The sequence below is a fragment of the Streptomyces tailanensis genome (assembly GCF_008386495.1).
Taxonomy (GTDB): Bacteria; Actinomycetota; Actinomycetes; order Streptomycetales; family Streptomycetaceae; genus Streptomyces; species Streptomyces tailanensis.
Genome location: NZ_VTHJ01000035.1, coordinates 62133 through 82331 on the forward strand (window position 1 = coordinate 62133; position 20199 = coordinate 82331).

At 70.2% G+C, this 20199-nt stretch carries 15 protein-coding genes and 2 pseudogenes; 11 read left to right on the forward strand and 6 right to left on the reverse strand.

What is annotated here, in order from left to right; translation table 11 throughout:
• Positions 1-32: 32 nt before the first annotated feature.
• A pseudogene (locus F3T56_RS50150) lies at positions 33-323 on the forward strand (esterase-like activity of phytase family protein); the annotation flags it as partial.
• Positions 324-464: 141 nt separating this feature from the next.
• Here the strand turns inward: F3T56_RS50150 and F3T56_RS26510 are convergent.
• On the reverse strand, positions 465-1205 hold the full coding sequence (locus F3T56_RS26510) for a VOC family protein (protein WP_149827869.1): 741 nt from the start codon (positions 1203-1205) through the stop codon (positions 465-467).
• A 51-nt stretch (positions 1206-1256) separates the two neighbouring features.
• On the opposite strand from F3T56_RS26510, the gene F3T56_RS50455 reads away from it, so the two are divergent.
• Positions 1257-1526, forward strand: coding sequence for a DUF7848 domain-containing protein (locus tag F3T56_RS50455; protein WP_484422102.1), 270 nt, complete (start codon positions 1257-1259; stop codon positions 1524-1526).
• An 802-nt stretch (positions 1527-2328) separates the two neighbouring features.
• On the forward strand, positions 2329-2973 hold the full coding sequence (locus F3T56_RS26520; RefSeq protein ID WP_149827871.1) for a dihydrofolate reductase family protein: 645 nt from the start codon (positions 2329-2331) through the stop codon (positions 2971-2973).
• Between the two features lie 637 nt (positions 2974-3610).
• Here the strand turns inward: F3T56_RS26520 and F3T56_RS26530 are convergent.
• Positions 3611-3913, reverse strand: a complete 303-nt coding sequence (locus F3T56_RS26530) for a hypothetical protein (protein ID WP_149827872.1) — start codon at positions 3911-3913, stop codon at positions 3611-3613.
• Between the two features lie 147 nt (positions 3914-4060).
• Between F3T56_RS26530 and F3T56_RS26535 the strand changes: the two genes are divergently transcribed.
• From F3T56_RS26535 to uppS, 3 genes are all read left to right on the forward strand, one after another.
• Complete coding sequence (locus F3T56_RS26535; RefSeq protein WP_149827873.1) at positions 4061-5545, forward strand: 3' terminal RNA ribose 2'-O-methyltransferase Hen1; 1485 nt, start codon at positions 4061-4063, stop codon at positions 5543-5545.
• 47 nt (positions 5546-5592) lie between these two features.
• Positions 5593-8172: a polynucleotide kinase-phosphatase gene (locus F3T56_RS26540; protein ID WP_149827903.1), complete on the forward strand. Its 2580-nt coding sequence runs from the start codon at positions 5593-5595 to the stop codon at positions 8170-8172.
• Between the two features lie 239 nt (positions 8173-8411).
• Positions 8412-10223, forward strand: a complete 1812-nt coding sequence (gene uppS, locus F3T56_RS26545; RefSeq protein ID WP_149827874.1) for a polyprenyl diphosphate synthase — start codon at positions 8412-8414, stop codon at positions 10221-10223.
• A 25-nt stretch (positions 10224-10248) separates the two neighbouring features.
• Here the strand turns inward: uppS and F3T56_RS48240 are convergent.
• Positions 10249-10383, reverse strand: a pseudogene (locus F3T56_RS48240) (transcriptional regulator); the annotation flags it as partial.
• A 588-nt stretch (positions 10384-10971) separates the two neighbouring features.
• Between F3T56_RS48240 and F3T56_RS26555 the strand changes: the two are divergent.
• The gene (locus F3T56_RS26555) at positions 10972-11481 is read left to right on the forward strand and encodes a DinB family protein (RefSeq protein ID WP_172639153.1); all 510 of its coding nucleotides are present in this window, start codon (positions 10972-10974) and stop codon (positions 11479-11481) included.
• Between the two features lie 288 nt (positions 11482-11769).
• Here F3T56_RS26555 and F3T56_RS26560 read toward each other — a convergent pair whose 3' ends face one another.
• A complete protein-coding gene (locus tag F3T56_RS26560) occupies positions 11770-12675 on the reverse strand; it encodes an NAD(+)/NADH kinase (RefSeq protein ID WP_149827875.1) in 906 nt (301 codons plus the stop codon).
• Complete coding sequence (locus tag F3T56_RS26565) at positions 12672-13715, reverse strand: SPFH domain-containing protein (RefSeq protein ID WP_149827876.1); 1044 nt, start codon at positions 13713-13715, stop codon at positions 12672-12674. Before F3T56_RS26565 ends, F3T56_RS26560 begins: the two co-directional genes overlap by 4 nt.
• Before the next feature lie 167 nt (positions 13716-13882).
• Between F3T56_RS26565 and F3T56_RS26570 the strand changes: the two genes are divergently transcribed.
• The gene (locus F3T56_RS26570) at positions 13883-15106 is read left to right on the forward strand and encodes an arginine deiminase (RefSeq protein ID WP_172639151.1); all 1224 of its coding nucleotides are present in this window, start codon (positions 13883-13885) and stop codon (positions 15104-15106) included.
• 68 nt (positions 15107-15174) lie between these two features.
• Positions 15175-16182, forward strand: a complete 1008-nt coding sequence (argF, locus tag F3T56_RS26575; protein WP_149827878.1) for an ornithine carbamoyltransferase — start codon at positions 15175-15177, stop codon at positions 16180-16182.
• Positions 16183-16193: 11 nt separating this feature from the next.
• On the opposite strand, the gene F3T56_RS26580 is transcribed toward argF, so the two are convergent.
• On the reverse strand, positions 16194-16661 hold the full coding sequence (locus F3T56_RS26580; protein ID WP_149827879.1) for an ATP-binding protein: 468 nt from the start codon (positions 16659-16661) through the stop codon (positions 16194-16196).
• Positions 16662-16916: 255 nt separating this feature from the next.
• Here F3T56_RS26580 and F3T56_RS26585 point away from each other — a divergent pair, with 255 nt between their 5' ends.
• Positions 16917-17744, forward strand: coding sequence for an enoyl-CoA hydratase family protein (locus F3T56_RS26585; RefSeq protein ID WP_149827880.1), 828 nt, complete (start codon positions 16917-16919; stop codon positions 17742-17744).
• A complete protein-coding gene (locus tag F3T56_RS26590) occupies positions 17741-20182 on the forward strand; it encodes a bifunctional salicylyl-CoA 5-hydroxylase/oxidoreductase (protein ID WP_149827881.1) in 2442 nt (813 codons plus the stop codon). Before F3T56_RS26585 ends, F3T56_RS26590 begins: the two co-directional genes overlap by 4 nt.
• Positions 20183-20199: the final 17 nt, after the last annotated feature.

The window sequence follows — 20199 nt, forward strand, 5'->3', positions numbered from 1 at the left end:
GGCCGATGTCGCGCCCGAGGCGGACGGTGCCAATGGACCGCCGCACCGGCGAGGCGGAGGCCGAGCACGTCTACGAGGTCGACCGGATCTCGGCCGCGCCCACCGCCCCGCTGCCGGCCCCCGTCAGCACGTACGCGGCGGACCGGGGCGTCACCGAGATCCTCGCGATCAACAAGACCGACTACCTCACCGTGGAGCGCTCCTTCGCTTCCGGCGTCGGCTTCGCGATCCGCCTGTACTGGACCACCACCCGCGGCGCGACGGACGTACGCGGCGCGGACAAGCTGTCCGGCGCGGAGCGCCCGATGCCGAAGCGGCTCCTGTACGACTTCACCCTCTCCGGCACCGAGGCCGACAACGTCGAGGGCATCACCTGGGGCCAAGTTCCACCTGCTGTCCCTCCGCCCGGGCCTCCTGACCGACCACGGCCTTTCGAGCCCTTCCTGACCGCCACGATCCAGAGGTCAGGACGGGGCGAGGACGCAGAACTCGTGGCCCTCCGGGTCGGCCAGGCACGTCCACGGGACGTCTCCCTGGCCGAGGTCGAGGTCGGTGGCGCCGAGTGCCCGCAGCCGGGCCACCTCCGCTGCTTTGTCGTCACCGGGGTACGGCAGCAGGTCAAGATGGACTCGGTCCGGCACGGTCTTCGCGCCGGGCGTGCGGAGGAACTCGAGATACGGGCCGACACCCTTGGCGGAGCGCAACACCGCCTGATCGTCGGTCACCTCGTGCAGGGTCCAATCCATCGCCTCACCCCAGAACCGGGCCATGGTCCGCGGCTCCGCGCAGTCGACCACCACCGCGGCGATCGGCCCGGTGTCCCGGTAGATCTCCCGAGGCTCCAGCACACAGAACTCGTTGCCCTCCGGATCGGCGAGGACCGTCCACGGCACATTGCCCTGGCCCACGTGGCCGGGCGTCGCACCGAGGCCCTGGAGGCGCGTGACCAACTCCGCCTGATGGGCCGCAGAGGTGGTGGCGAGATCGAGGTGCACACGGTTCTTTGATGGTGTCTTGGGCTCCGGAACGGGAACGACGTCGATGCCGACGGCGACCGGGTCCGGCCAAACGAGGCCGCCGGCGGGTCCGACGTAGGTGGTCACGCCGGGGCTGTAGGCACTCCAGCCGAGCGCCTCCGCCCAGAACCGCCCGACCGCCGAGGCATCAAGAGCCTTTACGTTCACATGAACAGGTCGCAGTGCCATGCCGACGATCCTATGCACCCGCTCTGCAACGACATCCGCACCGTCGCCACCATGCTCCTGGGTCCTGAGTACCTGCGCGTGTCGCGGTACAGATCTGGACGTGAGCGCTCCACCAGGGAGCAGCATGGCGTCGCTTCGGCGCCGGGCGCACTGCAAGGCGCAGTATTCCGGCGCCCCTTCGGCGGTTTCCGGCCCGCGCTGAAGCACACGGGCCTGCATCCGACGCATCGTCAGTACAAAGCCACAGTCGAAACCTTCTGGCACATGACGACCGCTGGAGACAACCCCTTGCGCGCGAGAGGCGACCAGGGCGACGCCTGAGCGCCCCTGCTACGTGAGCGAGGGCCGTAGTCGGGGGCGCCTTGCTGTGCCACCGCCGTGAAGCTCACAGATGATTGCCGGAGTCCGGCATTGCTGCCCGCAACGATTCCTGTGATCATGCATGCGTCCCGGTCGGGGCGCCCCTGATGCTCCGCTCGCAGTTCGGAGGGAGACCCATGGAATGGGTCGTTGGAGTTGGCTTGTTCCTGGGCCTACTGATCTTCGCCCTGGGCGCGGCTTCGATACGTACGGGGTGGACGTTGCCGTGGGCGCGCCGCCACGTCAGGCACCCCCGTGTCTACGGGACTGGAGCACTCTTGGTGGGAACGTCTTGCGTACTGCAAGGGCTGTTCTATTTCGGCGTGCTGCCGGTCCCGTCTTGGGAAGTCCGCTTCTTCAGCATGAACGCGCTCATGTTCTCCGGATTGGCGCTCATAGGAATGGGCCAGATACTGCCCGCCCGACGTAAGGACTCAAACGCTTAGCACAACTGGGTGTCCGCGGTTGGTCTGTACGTGACGGTTGTGGTGGGTTGATCGCGCAGTTCCCCGCGCCCCTGAAGGGGCGGGGCTGTGACATATGCGGCTCCGCCGCGTGGGCGCGAGCGCCGCGAACGCGCCCGCATCCGCAGCGAGAAGGGCATCCGCTGGGGCGGACGCCGAACGACGCACGTGAACTCTCACGCCGGGCACGCCTTGGAAAAAGTTACGGGCCGCTGTCGATCCGGCCACGTCCCGTTCGACGTCCTGATGTGGGGCACTTCGCCACACGAGGTTGCGACCAGAACCTGATGAGGAAAGACGTGGATCAGCTACTGAGAGTCATGAACTTCAGCGTCTCAAGTGACGGGATCGGTGCCGGTGAGCACCAGAGCTTCGAGAGTCCGTTCGGCCACGTCAATCCTGAGAGGCTGTTCTCCTGGGCCGGCGCCACGGCGAGCTGGCCCATGCGCACCGACCCCGGAGGGAGCCGTGGCCTCGACGACTACTTCACGCGGGACTTCGCACGCAACATCGGCGCCGAGATCATGGGCCGTAACAAGTTCGGCCCCCAGCGTGGGCCCTGGCACGACCATGACTGGCGCGGCTGGTGGGGTGACGAGCCCCCGTTCCACACCCCGGTGTTCGTCATGACTCACCACAAGCGTCCTTCGATCACGCTCTCCGACACCACGTTCCACTTCGTCGACGGCAGCCCGATCACGGTCCTCGAACGGGCGCGGGAGGCGGCGCAGGGCAAGGACGTCCGACTCGGCGGCGGGGTCACCACCATCCGGCAGTTCCTTGATGCCGACCTCGTCGACACCATGCACGTGGCGGTCTCGCCGGTGAAGCTCGGGCACGGCCTGCACCTTTGGGAGTCGCCCGATGAACTGCTCGACCGGTTCCATCTCGAGGTCGTGCCCAGCCCGAGCGGCGTGACGCACCACCTGTTCTGGCGAAAATGACACGAGGGATCACTCGGGAATCTCAGCACGGCCGATGCGCGCGTTTCACCAGATGAACGCGTAGATGTGGGCGAGTCACCACTACAGACCGCGGTACTCGCCCACAACCATCAGCCAGCCACACGGGCAGCGGACCTGGTTGGCTGCTGTGCGCGGACAGCACCCAACTGAACAGGTCCACATACGGCCCACTGCGAACCACGACCTGCCGCAGTCGTTTCCCCTCACCTTCCCGGTCAAAGCACTGGACGCCGATCGGTGGGCGCGGGTTCGCCGGTGGCGGGCCGAGGAGGCGGGTGCGGGCGGGGGCGGTGAGCAGGGCCGGGTGGAGGTCGCCGAGACCAGCTCGAAGGCCGGGGTGCCGAACGGGGCCCAGCCGCGTTCACCCAGCCACGCCAGGTCATCCGTGTCCAGCGGCACCCCGCCCGCGGCGACCGACTCGTCGCGCAGCCCGGGCGGCAACTCACATGCCGTCTTTCCTTCATGTACACCTCGGCGGGCAGATCCGGAGGGGCGCGCTTCCAGGCCCGTAGACCGGGCATCGGGAAACCCGGATAAATGTCACGCCACCCGTGCTTCAGCGCATATGGCCAGAGGAACTCGAAAGTGGCCGTCACCGCGTCCCCGTCGACACTGCTCAGACTGATTCCGAACAGCGAGCCCCGGCCGCCGGAATCGATTCCTCCACCCGCGCGTACTCCGCCCAGGCCGCCGCCGACCCCAGTCCCACGCTCGTGATCGGCTTCATGAAGAGCGAGGCCAGCGCCCTGCCGCCGGATGGATCGAAAGCGCCGATGCTCAGCCACGGATATGCCTCGATGCGCGCGGCCAATTCCGCACGCCCGGCCGCCTGGTCGCCGTCCCAATTCTCCTCTCTGATCATCACGACCGGTGGTCCGTCCGGAAAAGTGGTTCGCTGTTTTGGTGGGTGTTCGTACATCGGCGGTTCGTCACGAGGTCACGAGCCCGGCGCGGTGGTCCACCGGCCGGAGGAGGGCGGAGGCGCCGGGAAAATGCCTGAGTGGGCCCTGAGCAGTCGCTGTACGTTGGGCACTCACTTACGACACCCACGACGAGGCACCCCACCGTGTTCCTGACGATCAGCACCACCGGTACCCCAGAGCGCCCCGCGACCGACCTCGGCTTTCTGCTGCACAAGCACCCCGACAAGGCGCAGGCGTTCTCCACCTCCTACGGCACGGCACACGTCCTCTACCCCGAGGCGACCGCCGAGCGCTGCACGGCCGCGCTGCTGCTGGAGGTGGACGCGGTGGCGCTGGTCCGGCGCGGCAAGGGCAAGGGCCGTGGCGGCGCCCCCGACGCGGCGCTCGCCCAGTACGTCAACGACCGCCCGTACGCGGCCTCGTCCCTGCTCGCCGTGGCGCTGAGCGGTGTCTTCTCCAGCGCGATGAGCGGCCGCTGCAACGCCAGGCCCGACGCCCCGGCCCAGACCCGCCCGCTCCGCATCGAGATACCGGCACTGCCCGCCCGCGGCGGCCCCGACCTCGTCGTCAAGCTCTTCCAGCCGCTCGGCTGGACGGTCACCGCGGAGGCTGTGCCGCTCGACACCGAGTTTCCGGAGTGGGGCGACTCCCGTTACGTACGGCTGGTCCTGGAGTCGGAGTCGCTGACCCTGGCCGAGGCGCTGCGCCATCTGTACGTCCTGCTGCCGGTCCTCGACGACGCCAAGCACTACTGGGTCGCGCCCGACGAGGTCGACAAGCTGCTGCGGGCCGGCGAGGGCTGGCTGCCCGACCACCCGGAGCAGAAGCTGATCACCAGCCGCTACCTCTCCCGCCGCTGGTCGCTGACCCGGCAGGCCATGGAGCGCCTGGAACTCGTACGGCTGGCCGAGACGGACGACAGCGAGGTCGAGGCGATCGACAACGCGGTGGAGGAGCCGGAGGACACGCCAGAGGCCGAGGAGAAGGCGACCCCGCTGGCCGTGCAGCGCCGGGACGCGATCATCGCCGCCCTCAGGGACGCCGGTGCCGCCCGCGTTCTCGACCTCGGCTGCGGTCAGGGCCAGTTGGTGCAGGCGCTGCTCAAGGACGTGCGCTTCACGGAGATCGTCGGCACCGACGTCTCCATGCGCGCCCTCACCGTCGCCTCCCGCCGCCTCAAGCTCGACCGCATGGGGGAGCGGCAGGCCTCACGCGTGCAGCTCTTCCAGAGCTCCCTCGCGTACACCGACAACCGTCTCAAGGGCTACGACGCCGCTGTGCTCTCCGAGGTCATCGAGCACCTCGACCTGCCGCGACTGCCCGCCCTGGAGTACGCGGTGTTCGGCTCGGCCCGCCCGCGCACCGTCCTCGTGACCACCCCGAACGTCGAGTACAACGTCCGCTGGGAGACGCTCCCCGCCGGACACTCCCGGCACAGCGACCACCGCTTCGAGTGGACGCGGGAGGAGTTCCGCACCTGGGCGGCGACGGTGGCCGAACGGCACGGCTACGACGTGGAGTTCGTGCCCGTCGGGCCCGACGACCCGGAGGTGGGACCGCCCACCCAGATGGCCGTGTTCAGCGTGCGTACCACGAACGAGAACGAGAAGGAGGCGAAGGCGGCATGAGCGAGACCACCAACGGCACGGCCGAGAACACGGCCGAGGACTCGACCATGGACACTCCCAAGCGGCGCACCCTGCCCGTCACCGACCTCTCCCTCGTGGTGCTGATCGGTGCCTCCGGCTCGGGCAAGTCCACCTTCGCCCGCCGCCACTTCAAGCCCACCGAGATCATCTCCTCCGACTTCTGCCGGGGCCTGGTCTCCGACGACGAGAACGACCAGAGCGCGACGAGGGATGCCTTCGACGTGCTCCACTACATCGCGGGCAAGCGCCTCGCGGCCGGCCGCCGTACGGTCGTCGACGCGACCAGCGTGCAGCAGGAGTCCCGCAGGCAGCTGATCGAGCTGGCGCGCAAGCACGACGTGCTGCCGATCGCCATCGTGCTGGACGTGCCGGAGCAGGTGTGCGCCGAGCGGAACGCGTCCCGCACCGACCGCGCCGACATGCCGCGCCGCGTCATCCAGCGCCACATCCGCGAACTCCGCCGCGGCCTGCGGAGCCTGGAGCGCGAGGGCTTCCGCAAGGTGCACATCCTGCGAGGCGTGGAGGACGTCGAGAACGCCACGATCGTCACCGAGAAGCGCTTCAACGACCTCACCCACCTCACCGGCCCGTTCGACATCATCGGCGACATCCACGGCTGCGCGAGCGAACTGGAGTCCCTGCTCGGCAAGTTGGGCTACGTGGACGGCGCCCACCCGGAGGGCCGTACGGCCGTCTTCGTCGGCGACCTCGTCGACCGCGGCCCGGACAGTCCTGGCGTACTGCGCCGCGTGATGTCCATGGTCGGCTCGGGCAACGCGCTGTGCGTCCCCGGCAACCACGAGAACAAGTACGGCCGTTACCTCAAGGGCCGAAACGTCCAGCACACGCACGGACTCGCCGAGACCATCGAGCAGATGGAGGGCGAGAGCGACGAGTTCAAGCGGCAGGTGAGGGAGTTCATCGACGGCCTCGTCAGCCACTACGTCCTCGACGGCGGACGCCTGGTCGTCTGCCACGCCGGTCTGCCCGAGAAGTACCACGGCCGGACCTCCGGCCGGGTGCGCAGCCACGCCCTGTACGGCGACACCACCGGCGAGACCGACGAGTTCGGGCTGCCGGTGCGCTACCCGTGGGCGGAGGACTACCGGGGTCGCGCGGCGGTCGTCTACGGTCACACCCCGGTTCCGCAGGCCACCTGGCTGAACAACACCATCTGCCTCGACACCGGCGCCGTCTTCGGCGGCAAGCTCACCGCGCTGCGCTGGCCGGAGCGCGAACTGGTCGACGTACCGGCCGAGAAGGTCTGGTACGAGCCGGCCAAGCCGCTCGCCACCGAGGCACCCGGCGGACACGAGGGCCGGCCGCTGGACCTGGCCGACGTACACGGGCGGCGGATCGTCGAGACCCGGTACCAGAGCCAGGCGCGGGTCTCGATCCGTGAGGAGAACGCGGCGGCCGCCCTGGAGGTCATGAGCCGCTTCGCGATCGACCCACGCCTGCTGCCGTATCTCCCGCCGACCATGGCCCCGACGGCCACCTCGCACATCGAGGGCTACCTGGAGCACCCGGCGGAGGCATTCAAGCAGTACAAGGAGGACGGGGTCGCGCGGGTCGTGTGCGAGGAGAAGCACATGGGTTCGCGGGCGGTGGCCCTGGTCTGCCAGGACGCGGGCGCGGCTCGCGAGCGCTTCGGTGATGGGGGCACCTCCCGCTCGAGCGCAGCCGAGAGTGGGGGAGGCCCCACGGGCGCCCTCTACACCCGTACCGGACGCCCGTTCTTCGACGACGAGGCCCGTACCGAGGTGGTCCTCGGCCGGGTGCGCGAGGCCGTGACGGCGGCCGGTCTGTGGGCCGAACTCGACACGGACTGGATCCTGTTGGACGCCGAGCTGATGCCGTGGTCGCTGAAGGCGTCCGGGCTGCTGCGCTCGCAGTACGCGGCGGTCGGTGCCGCCTCCGGCGCGGTGTTCCCGGGCGCGCTGGCCGCGCTGGAGGGCGCGGCGGCGCGGGGTGTCGATGTGGGCGGGCTGCTGGGGCAGCAGCGGGAGCGGGCCGCCGACGCGGCCGCGTTCACCGACGCGTACCGGCGCTACTGCTGGTCGACGGACGGCCTGGACGGCGTACGCCTGGCCCCCTTCCAGATCCTGGCGGTCCAGGGCCGCAGCCTCGCCGCGCTGCCGCACGACGAGCAGCTCGCCCTCATCGACCGGATCGTCGAGCACGACGGCAGCGGCCTGCTGCAGACCACCCGGCGCCTGTTCGTCGACACCGGCGACGAGGGGTCGGTGCGGGCCGGTGTCGACTGGTGGCTGGAGATGACCGGCCGGGGCGGCGAGGGCATGGTCGTCAAGCCGGTCGAGGCCGTCGTACGGGACGAGGCGGGCCGTCTGGTGCAGCCCGGCATCAAGTGCCGGGGCCGCGAGTACCTGCGGATCATCTACGGCCCGGAGTACACGCGCCCCGAGAACCTCACCCGCCTCCGCGGCCGCTTCCTCAACCACAAGCGGTCCCTCGCCCTCCGTGAGTACGCCCTGGGTCTGGAGGCCCTGGACCGGCTCGCCGAGGGGGAGCCGCTGTGGCGGGTGCACGAGGCGGTGTTCGGGGTGCTGGCCCTGGAGTCGGAGCCGGTGGACCCGCGTCTGTGACGCGGCTGTGGCGGGTGGACCCCCGCCTGTGAGGCGGCGTGGCCGCTGCTTGTAGGGTCGTGAGCAGGCATGGCCGTGCTCCGTGTTCGAGTGGTACCGGAGATTCCGGCGGTGCTCGGGTGACGGCGATCAGAGTCGATCGCCGTCACCCGAGTCGATCTCACCGGTCATATCGGGCGCATCGGTCTCATCGGTCGCGTTCGAGCATTCGGTCGCATTCGAGCTATGTGGAGATCCCCTTGCGTCGCACCACCACGCGATCCGGCCGGGAACGAACGGGCGGGGAGCGAGCGGCACTCGAGGCCGCCTACGAGGAGTGCCGCCGTCTGGTCCGTGCGACCCGGCCCACCGAGCACGCCCTGATGGCGCTCATGCCGCCGTCCGCCCAACCCGTGTGCTGGGCCCTGTACGCCGCCTTCGGCCACGCCGACGACCTGCTCGACCGCTCCGAGGAGGCCCCGGACGAGCGGGGCCGCGGGCTCCGGGAGTGGCGGGCGGCGCTGGAGGCCGACCTGGCGAGCGGGACCAGCGACGACCCGATCCGCCTCGCGCTGACCGACGCGGTGTGGCACTGGGGTCTTGACCTGGCCGATCTGCTGGCCGCGCTGGACGCGGTCCAGCGGGACGACGACCGCGAGAGTGTCGCGACCTGGCGGGAGTGGCGGGAGAGGGCGCACGCCCAGAACGTCAGCTGGCCCGAGCAGCTCATGCGCATGCTGGTCCGCTCCGGACTGCCCGTCCCCGTACGCCTCCGGGACCTCCCGGGCTTCACCCGCTTCGTCGAGGGCCTGTTCCTCACCGACATGCTCCGCGACCTCCCCGAGGACCTCGACGGCGGCCACGTATGGCTCCCCACCGAAGTACTCGACCGCTTCCACGTCACCCCCGCCGACCTCCTCTCCCGCCGGTGGACCCCCGCCGTCCAGCAGTTGATCGCACACCTCGTCGGCGAGGCCCGCACCTGGCTGGAGTCGTCCCGCCGGGCGCTGCGCGCGACACTGCCACTGGGCCCCGCGATCGTGCTCGACACCACCGTCGACCTGTTCGGCGCGGAGCTCGACGCGATCCTCCGGGCCGGCCCGGCCGTACTGCGCCGCCAGGTCCGCGTACCCGGTCACACCCGGCTGCGGATCCTCGGCCCGGCCCGGGCGAGGGCGGCGGTGGTGTGGCGGCTGACGCTGCCGCAGGCGGCAACGGCGCCCGCGAGGACGCGGACGGTGGACCGTACGGACGGGCCCCTGGCTGAAGGACCCGCCGACCCCGGACTCCTCACCACAACCCGCATCACCGACCCACCCCTCCCCCCGCGCCCGCACCGCGACGGCGCCCGCCCCCCGGAGATAGCCCCGGCCCACCTGCCGCACCACGTGGCGATCGTCATGGACGGCAACGGCCGCTGGGCCACCCGTAACGGTCTGCCGCGCGACGAGGGCCACCGCGCCGGGGCGGTCGCGCTGCGGGACGTCGTCCAGGGCGCGCTGGAGATCGGCCTCGCCCATCTGACCGTCTACGCCTTCTCCACCGAGAACTGGAAGCGCTCACCCGACGAGGTCTCCAAGCTCTTCGCCATCATGCGCGCCGAGCTCCTCGACGGCGAACTCCTCGACCACGACGTACGACTGCGCTGGATAGGCTCCCCCGACGGCCTCCCGGACGATGTCGTCGACGTACTCCGCAGCCAGGAACACGCCACCCGCAACCGCACCGGCCTCACCCTCAACGTCTGCGTCAACTACGGCGGCCGCGCCGAACTGGCCCGAGCCGGCGCCTCATTGGCCCGCGCGGCCCTGGCGGGCGAGGTGGACCCCGCCCGAGTCTCCGAACAACTCTTCGCCGCCCACCTCCCCCACCACGCCCTGCCCGACGTGGACCTCCTCTGGCGCACCAGCGGCGAACTCCGCGTCTCCAACTTCCTCCCCTGGCACGCCCACTACGCCGAACTCCACTTCACCGACCAGGCCTGGCCCGACGTCGACCGCCAAGACCTCTGGCACGCCCTGGAGACCTACACCCAACGCAAACGCCGCAAGGGGGGCCGGGTAGCGGAGTAGCCGGGGCTGCCCCGGGGCGGGGCGTCCACAGTTCGGCGTGCGAGTCCTCCGCGACCACCAGGCGGTCATCAAGGACCCAAAAGCCGTTGGCGGGCGCGATCTTGACGGATGCCGTGAACGGGATGATGCCAAGCTCCACCGTGTCCATGCCGAGCATTCCGGTGCTCGACCAGGTGCTGTCGTACCCCCCGTGTAGCGTCCAAGCCGGAAGTCAGGCTCATGCTTTGCGGTTCATGGAGGCGGAGGCACGCGGATGACGAGTACGACAGGCGAGCCCGTTGTGGCGGTGTCCCGGCGCATCGGGGCCCCGGCGGGGGACATCTTCCGGATCCTGGCCGATCCCGGACGGCACGCGGACCTCGACGGCTCGGGGATGCTGCGCGGTGGCGTCTCGGGCACTGTGGTCTCGGGCGTTGGGGACGTCTTCGTGATGCGGATGCACTACGAGCGCTACGGCGACTACGAGATGCACAACCACGTCGTCGAGTACGAGGCGAACCGCCGTATCGGCTGGGAGCCGAGGCCCGGTCGTGGGCACCCCGACGCCACCGCGTCCGGGGCCGCGTGGGGCCACCGGTGGATCTTCGACCTGGTCCCGGACGGGGCCGGGGCGACGGTCGTGACCGAGATCTTCGACGGTTCGCGCATGCCGGAGGACAAACGCGCGGAAGTGGACAGCGGGCGCGCGTGGTGGCACACGCAAATGGCGAGCACCCTGGAACGCCTCGCCGAACTGTGCGCCCGCCCGGTGAACCCGGAACTCGAGGCCCTCAAGGGCGCCCTGGACCGCCAGCGCGAGCACATCCTCAAGATCCTCGAAGGGCTCTCGGAGGAGGATCTGCGGCGGCCGGTGCTGCCCAGCGGCTGGAACTGCCTGGCATTGGTGCGCCACCTCACCCTGGATGTCGAACGCTTCTGGTTCCTCGGCGTGATCGCGGGCGAGCCGGATGTGGCCGGACAGTTCACGGCGGACGCGGAGACGCACTGGTACGTGCCCGAGGGCATGAGCGCCGAGGAGGTCTTCGCCGACTACCGTGCGGCCATCGTGCGCGCGGACGCCGTGCTCGCCACCGCCGCGCCCGAACAGGAGCCCGCTGCCTGGCCCGTGGAGATCTGGCCGGCCTGGCGGATGCCTGACGTGCGGCACATCCTGATCCACGTGCTCACCGAAGTCGCCTGCCACAGCGGTCACTTGGACGCGGTGCGCGAACTGATCGACGGCACCACCTGGCTCGGCGGCAGCCCCTACGCCGGCTAGTTCTGAGATCTCGCCCCCGCCGCCCCTACCCGTCCCATCCCAGGGGCTGTGCCCCTTCGACCCCCGCAGAAGAGCTCGGGAGGTCGGATGTGGGGCGTCTGCGGGTTTGGTGTGGTTGCTCGCGCAGTTCCCCGCGCCCCTTCAGGGGCGCGGGGAACTGCGCGACAAGCCCCCAAACCCGCACCCGCCAACGAACCGACTGGACCGAGCTCGAAGGCGTGGCGGGGTCGAAGGGGCGGCAGCCCCTGGGATGGGACGGGTAGGGGCGGCAGGGGCGACCTCCCCGCGTCAGCCCACCAACCGCAACCGCACCCTCGCCACCCCCACCCGCACCGTCTGCCCCCAGGTCAACTCCACCGCATCCCTCTCCATCCCATCCCCAAAGGCGATCAGCCGATCCGACTCCACGGTCAGCGACAACCGCCCGGACCCCCCGAGCACCCCCGCCACCATCGACGTCCCGGTCGCAGGCGACGGCCACGCCTCCCGCACGAACCACAACAACCGCGCCTCCGTCGCCGAGGGCAACTCCAGCCCGCCACCCCCACCCCGCTCCTGCCACACCGACCGAATCCACCCACTCGCCCCCGTCCCGGTCCCGACCAGCACCCCGGAAGAGGCCTGGGGCTCGACGGCACCCCTGTCGCCGTCGAGCCCCAGGCGGTACCGGGCGGTCTGATGCCCCGCGGTCCCGAGGTAGATCTCGTTGAGGGCGACGAGCCGCTGGGTGTCGTCGGCGACGGCCTCGACCATGGTCAACTCATCCACCCCACCCCCACCTCGCACCGAGGCCGCGATCAACTTCCCCGCCTCCCCGGGCCGATGCCGCACCAACACCCCCGGATTGCGCCGGGGATCCGCGTTGATCCCCACCACCGGCTGCCCGTCCAGATACTTGGCGACATTGGCCACCAGCCCGTCCTGCCCGACCACCACCACAACGTCCTCGGGCGCGAACAGAAACCGGTCCAAGTCCCCCCGCTCGACCCGCCCCTGGCGCCAGGTCAGCGGCACGGACGACGCGACCTCGGCCAACGCCCCCCGCTCCCGCCGATGCCGCTCGGCCACGTCCTCGATGTCCCGTCCCCGCGACCGTAGAAAGAACGCGGCCTGCCCGTGCGTACCGTGCCGGGCCACCAACTCCTCGTACTCGGTGGTGCGATGAACCAACACCACCCGCGGCGCGAGACTCACGCCGACGCCCCCGAGGTGCCGCCCAACTTCGCCAGCAGCCCGGTCAGTACATCCGGCGACACCGTCACGCTCTCGATGCGCGGGAGATTCTCCGCGAGCCGCGTCCCGGTCAACGCGTGCAACGTCGCCGCGTCCACGTCACCGTGCACCCGCAGCCACGCCGCCTGCGCCTCGGCCCGCGCCTCACCGACGGCCCGCGCGGCCTGGGCCTCGGCCTCGGCGAGCCGCACCTGCCGCGTCGCCTCCGCCTCGGCGAGCCGTACGGTCCGTGCCGCCTCCGCACCGGCCTTCACCGCGTCCGCCGCCGCCCGCTCCTCGGCCTCCCGCCGCGCGTTCGTCCCCCGCTGCTCGACCAACTGCTCCTCGCGCCGGGCGAGTTCGATCTGACTGGCCAGCTCGTTCTCGGCGATGGCCCGCTCCCGCTCGACGGCGACGGCCCGCCGCTCGTACGTCGCCCGGTCCGCCTCCTGCTGGATCTGTTCCCGGGCGGGCGTCCGCAGCGCCCGCTCCACCTCGGGCTCGGGCCGCAGCGCCACCACCCGTACGGCCACGATCTCGATCCCGGTGGCCGGCAGCCGAGGCTCGGCGGCCAGTCCGCCCGCCACCTGTTCCCGTACCGCCGCGACCCCGTCGACCAGGGCCGACGCCAGCGACGTACGGGCGAGCACGTCCAGCGCGTGCTGCTGGGCGGTCTCTGTCAGCAGCGTCGACAACTGTTCGAGCGGCGCACCGCGCCAGACCCCGGTGTCCGGGTCGATGGAGAAGTCCAGCCGGGCGGCGGCGGTCGCGGGGTCACTGACCCGGTACGTCACCGTCGCCTGCACCGCCACGTCCTGGAAGTCGGACGTACGGGCATGGAAGGTCATCGCCAACTCCCGGTCGTCCACCGGGATTTCGGACAGTGAGGCGGACAGTGACCGGTACCAGAAGCTGAGCCCCGGCCCGTCGTGCGCGAGCCGCCCGGAGCGGTGGTGACGGATGTGCGCGGTGGGCGTACCGCGCAGATGCCGCCAGCCGAGCCGTCGGGTGATGTCGGCCATGAATGATCCCCCTCGTGGTACGTACCTCACGGACCTGTTCGCGTCACTTAGACGATAATGGGGCGACCTGCTTATCGTCAAGAGGACGAAATAGGGAAGAGGGAGGTCGACTCCCGGATCCGGTCGACCAGCGGGTGAACACGCGCCCGAATGGTGAGGATGAAGACATGGGATTCCATGTCGACTCCGAGGCCGGGCGGCTGCGCCGCGTCATCCTGCACCGGCCGGACCTAGAGCTCAAAAGGCTCACCCCCAGCAACAAGGACACCCTCCTCTTCGACGACGTGCTGTGGGTGCGCCGGGCGCGCGCGGAGCACGACGGTTTCGCGGACGTGCTGCGCGACCGCGGAGTCGCCGTCCACCTCTTCGGTGACCTGCTCACGGATGTCATGCGGATCCCGGAAGCCCGCGAGCTCGTCCTGGACCGGGTCTTCGACGAGAAGGAGTACGGCCCGCTCGCCACGGACCACCTCAGAGCCTCCTTCGAGACCCTGCCCCTCGGTGAACTGGTCGAGGCTCTGATCGGCGGCATGACCAAGCGGGAGTTCCTGGACGCGCACCTCGAACCGGCCTCCGTCCGCTTCCACGTCATGGAACTCGACGACTTCCTCCTCGACCCCCTCCCCAACCACCTCTTCACCCGGGACACCTCCGCCTGGATCTACGACGGGGTCTCCATCAACGCCATGCGCTGGCCCGCCCGCCAGCGCGAGACGGTCCACTTCGAGGCGATCTACCGCCACCACCCCCTCTTCCGCGACGAGACGTTCCACGTCTGGTCGGAAGGCCAGGCCGACTACCCCTCGACCATCGAGGGCGGCGACGTCCTTGTCATCGGCAACGGCGCCGTCCTCATCGGCATGAGCGAGCGGACCACTCCCCAGGCCGTCGAGATGCTCGCCACCAAACTGTTCGCCGCCGGCTCCGCCCGTACGATCGTCGCGCTCGACATGCCGAAACGCCGGGCCTTCATGCACCTCGACACGGTGATGACCATGGTCGACGGCGACACCTTCACTCAGTACGCCGGACTCGGCATGCTCCGCTCGTACACCATCGAGCCCGGCGTCGGCGAGAAGGAACTCAAGGTCACCGACCATCCGCCGGAGCACATGCACCGCGCCATCGCGGCCGCCCTCGGGCTGAACGAGATCCGCGTCCTGACCGCCACCCAGGACGTCCACGCCGCCGAGCGCGAGCAGTGGGACGACGGCTGCAACGTCCTCGCCGTCGAGCCGGGCGTCGTCGTCGCCTACGAACGCAACGCCACTACCAATACGCATCTGCGCAAGCAGGGCATCGAGGTGATCGAGATCCCCGGGAGCGAGCTGGGGCGGGGGAGGGGCGGCCCGCGCTGTATGAGCTGCCCGGTGGAGAGGTCCCCTGTATAGAAATGTGGAATGTCGTATAGACTTCCATTCTCGGCCCCCTGAAGCCCCTGAACCCTGGAGTGCCTCCCATGGCGACTGTCCCCCACGCCCTCGCCGGGCGCCACTTCCTCAAGGAGCTGGACTTCACCGCGGAGGAGTTCCGGGGTCTGATCGACCTGGCCGTGGAACTGAAGGCGGCCAAGAAGGCCGGCACGGAGACGCGATACCTGCGCGGCAAGAACATCGCGCTGATCTTCGAGAAGACCTCGACGCGCACGCGGTGCGCGTTCGAGGTCGCCGCGGCGGACCAGGGGGCCTCGACGACCTACCTCGACCCGTCCGGTTCGCAGATGGGCCACAAGGAGTCGGTACGGGACACCGCGCGCGTCCTCGGGCGGATGTTCGACGGGATCGAGTACCGCGGGGACAGCCAGGCGAACGTCGAGGAACTCGCCGCGTACGCCGGTGTGCCGGTCTACAACGGCCTCACCGACGACTGGCACCCCACCCAGATGCTCGCCGACGTGATGACCATGACCGAGCACAGCGACAAGCCGCTCGACGAGATGGCCTTCGCCTATCTCGGCGACGCCCGCTTCAACATGGGCAACTCGTACCTCGTCACCGGCGCACTCCTTGGCATGGACGTCCGTATCGTCGCCCCGCAGGCCTACTGGCCCGCCGAGGAGATCGTCACCCACGCGCGCAAGCTCGCCGAGATCAGCGGCGCGCGGATCACGCTCACCGAGCACATCCACGAGGGTGTTGAGGGCGCGGACTTCGTGGCCACCGACGTCTGGGTCTCCATGGGTGAGCCCAAGGAGGTCTGGGACGAGCGCATAGGCGCGCTCTCGCCCTACGCCGTCACCATGGACGTCCTGAACGCCACCGGCAACCCCGGCGTCAAGTTCCTCCACTGCCTCCCGGCCTTCCACGACCTCGGCACCAAGGTCGGCCGCGAGATCCACGACCTCCACGGCCTCGACTCCCTGGAGGTCACCGACGAGGTCTTCGAATCCGCCCACTCGGTGGTCTTCGACGAGGCCGAGAACCGCCTCCACACGATCAAGGCGGTCCTGGTGGCGACGCTGGCCTGAGCCGACAGGGTCTACGGGGAGGGGCGGCGCTGGGGCGGGACGGTAGGGAGGCGGAACCAGACCGCCTTGCCCGAGTCGGTGGGGCGGTGGCCGCAGGACGAGCTGAGAGCCCGGATGAGGAGCAGGCCGCGCCCATGCTCCTGCCAGGGGTCCGGTTCGCCGCACCCCACCCCGGTGAGATCCCCCGGCGGCGCCGGATCCGGATCGTGCACCTCCACCTTGCACCCACCCGGCAGCAGCTCCACCACCAGCTCGATCTGCCCGTCTCCCACCGCATGCTCGACCGCGTTCGCCACCAGCTCCGCCGTGAGCAGTTCCGCCGTATCGTGGTCGGACCCATGCTCCAGATCGGTCAGCGCCGTACGGACCAGCGCACGGGCCACGGGCACAGCCGCGGCGGTCTGCGGCAGCGCGATGCGCCAGGAGGCGGGGGCAGGGGGTTCTTGCAAGGCGGCGGATCCGTTCATGGCGCAGGTCATGGTCGTCCTGCTTTCAACTTTAGGGATGGTACGGGGACCATCGGCCCCGTTGTCAGGCGGTGTACCCAGCCCAACGCTCGGCCGACCACGACCGCGCCCGCCGTTACGGGCCTGTAGAGCACCCGTGACCGAGTCACGTGACCGACAACGGTCTATCGCGCACTCATGACGACAGTCATATATGGGTGATAGCTTCGTGGGATAGGGAAGTAGCCGCAGCGCCGCGGCAGGTAGCCCCAGAGGAGGCCGCCCGTCATGAGTCCCTTCACCGGCTCCGTCACCCGCACCCCCGACTGGCAGCACCTGAGGTGCGTGATCGCCGATGGCGTCGCCACGGTCACCCTCACCCGCCCCGAGAAGCTGAACGCCCTCACCTTCGGCGCCTACGCCGACCTGCGCGACCTGCTCGCGGAACTGTCCCGGGAGAAGTCCGTACGGGCACTGGTGCTGGCCGGCGAGGGCCGCGGCTTCTGCTCCGGCGGCGACGTCGACGAGATCATCGGCGCCACCCTCGCGATGGACACCTCCCAACTGCTCGACTTCAACCGGATGACGGGGCAGGTCGTACGGGCCGTACGCGAGTGCCCGTTCCCGGTGATCGCCGCCGTGCACGGCGTGGCGGCGGGCGCCGGCGCGGTCCTCGCCCTGGCCGCCGACTTCCGCGTCGCGGACCCGACCGCCCGCTTCTCGTTCCTCTTCACCCGCGTAGGCCTGTCCGGCGGCGACATGGGCGCCGCCTACCTCCTGCCCCGCGTCGTGGGTCTCGGCCACGCCACCCGCCTGCTGATGCTCGGCGAACCGGTCCGCGCCCCCGAGGCCGAGCGAATCGGCCTCATCAGTCAACTCACGGACGAGGGCAGCGCCGACGAGGCCGCCCAGACCTTGGCCCACCGCCTGTCCGAGGGCCCGGCCCTGGCGTACGCCCAGACGAAGGCCCTACTGACGGCGGAACTGGACATGCCGCTGGCGGCAGCGGTGGAACTGGACGCCGCAACCCAGGCCCTGCTGATGAACGGCGAGGACTACGCGGAATTCCACGCGGCGTTCACGGAAAAACGCCCCCCGAAGTGGCAGGGCCGATGAAGCCAACGTCAGCGGCGGAGGAGCTGGGGGCGCGGGGCTGTGTTGAATCTGCGGCTACCGCCGCGTGGGCGCGACCAGCCACAACGGACCCGCAGCCGCCCATCAAGACCAGCCACCCCCAACGCATAGCAATCGTCGGCGGCGGCCCCGGCGGCCTCTACGCCGCCGCCCTCCTCAAACGCCTCGACCCCACCCGCGAAATAACCCTCTGGGAACGCAACGCCCCCAACGACACCTTCGGCTTCGGAGTAGTCCTCTCCGACGAAACCCTCGGCGGCATAGAACACGCCGACCCAGTCGTCTACGAGGCCCTCCAACACCACTTCACCCGCTGGGACGACATAGACATCGTCCACAGAAACACCCGCCACACCTCCAAAGGACACGGCTTCGCGGCCCTGGGCCGCCGCAGACTCCTCCAGATCCTCCACGAACGCTGTCACGCCCTCGGCGTGGAACTGCGGTTCCGTACGGAGGCCCCGTACCCGGAATGGCTCTGCGAGACGTACGACCTGGTCATCGCGGCGGACGGCGTGCACAGCGGCACGCGCGGGGCGTACGCGGAGGTGTTCCGGCCGTCCGTCGAGGAACATCGCTGCCGTTACATCTGGCTGGCCGCGGACTTCGCCTTCGAGGCGTTCCGTTTCGAGATCGCCGAGACCGAACACGGTGTGATGCAACTGCACGGCTACCCGTACGCCCGCCCGTCACCCGACCACCACCCCTCAACGAGGCCCTCCGGGCCACAGAATCAATTCGGCGCGTCCACCGTCATCGTCGAGATGCGCGAGGAGGTGTGGCGGTCCGCCGGCTTCGCGGAACTCGACGCCGCCGCGTCGATCGACCGCTGCGCCAAGCTCTTCGCGGACGCGCTCGGCGGACGCCCCCTGCGCTCCAACAACAGCACCTGGACCACCTTCCGCACGGTCGTCAACGAACGCTGGTCGCACGGCAATCTGGTACTGCTCGGCGACGCCGCGCACACCGCGCACTTCTCCATCGGCTCCGGTACGAAGCTCGCCGTCGAGGACGCGTTGGCGCTGGCCGCCTGTCTGGAGGAACAGCCGGACCTGGAACGGGCGTTGGCGGCGTACGAGGAGGAGAGGCGCCCCGTCGTCGCCTCCACCCAGCGGGCGGCGCGGGCCAGCCTGGAGTGGTTCGAGAACATCGGGCTCCATCTCTCCCAGCCCACCCGGCAGTTCGCGTTCAACCTCCTCACCCGCAGCCGCCGCGTCACCCACGACAACCTGCGCCTGCGCGACGCGCACTTCACCGGCGCCGTGGAGAGCGAGTTCGGCTGCCCGCCCGGTACGCCCCCGATGTTCACCCCGTTCCGGCTGCGCGGCCTGACCCTGCGCAACCGGGTCGTCGTATCGCCGATGGACATGTACTCGGCGGCCGACGGCGTCCCCGGCGACTTCCACCTCGTCCACCTGGGCGCCCGGGCCCTCGGCGGCGCCGGGCTGGTGATGACCGAGATGGTGTGCGTGAGCCCGGAGGGGCGGATCACCCCGGGCTGCGCCGGACTCTGGAACTCCCGGCAGGCCGACGCCTGGCACCGCATCGTGTCGTTCGCGCACACCCAGGCGCCGGGCACGGCGATCGGCGTCCAGTTGGGCCACTCCGGCCGCAAGGGTTCCACCAAGCTGATGTGGGAGGGCATCGACGACCCCCTGGACGAGGGCAACTGGCCCCTGGTGGCGGCCTCTCCGATCCCGTACAAGCCGGGCAGCCAGACGCCCCGCGAACTCACCCGGGCCCAACTGACCGACATCCGCGAACAGTTCACGTCGGCGGCCGTCCGTGCCGCCCGCAGCGGCTTCGACCTCCTCGAACTCCACTGCGCCCACGGCTACTTGCTCTCCGGCTTCCTCTCCCCCCTGACCAACCACCGCACCGACCGCTACGGCGGCTCCCTCGACGGCCGGCTCCGCTTCCCGCTCGAAGTCTTCGACGCGATACGGGCCGTATGGCCCGCGGAACGCCCCATGACCGTCCGCATCTCCGCCACCGACTGGGCGGACGGCGGTACGACGGCCGAGGACGCCGTGGAGATCGCCCGAGCCTTCGCGGCCCACGGCGCGGACGCGATCGACGTGTCAACCGGCCAGGTGGTGGCCGACGAGCACCCGGCATACGGCCGCTCGTACCAGACCCCGTACGCCGACCGAATCCGCCACGAGGCCGGCGTCCCCGTGATAGCCGTCGGCGCCATCTCCTCCTGGGACGACGTCAACTCCCTGATCCTGGCCGGCCGCACCGACCTCTGCGCCCTGGCCCGCCCCCACCTCTACGACCCCCACTGGACCCTCCACGCGGCCGCCGAGCAGGGCTACGAAGGGCCGGGCGTGACCTGGCCCACCCCGTACCGTGCGGGCAGCCGCCGCCCGAACACGGGCCGCACGGACACCCCGAAGCCCCGACTCACGCTGCCATAGCTGCGGGCAATCGTGCC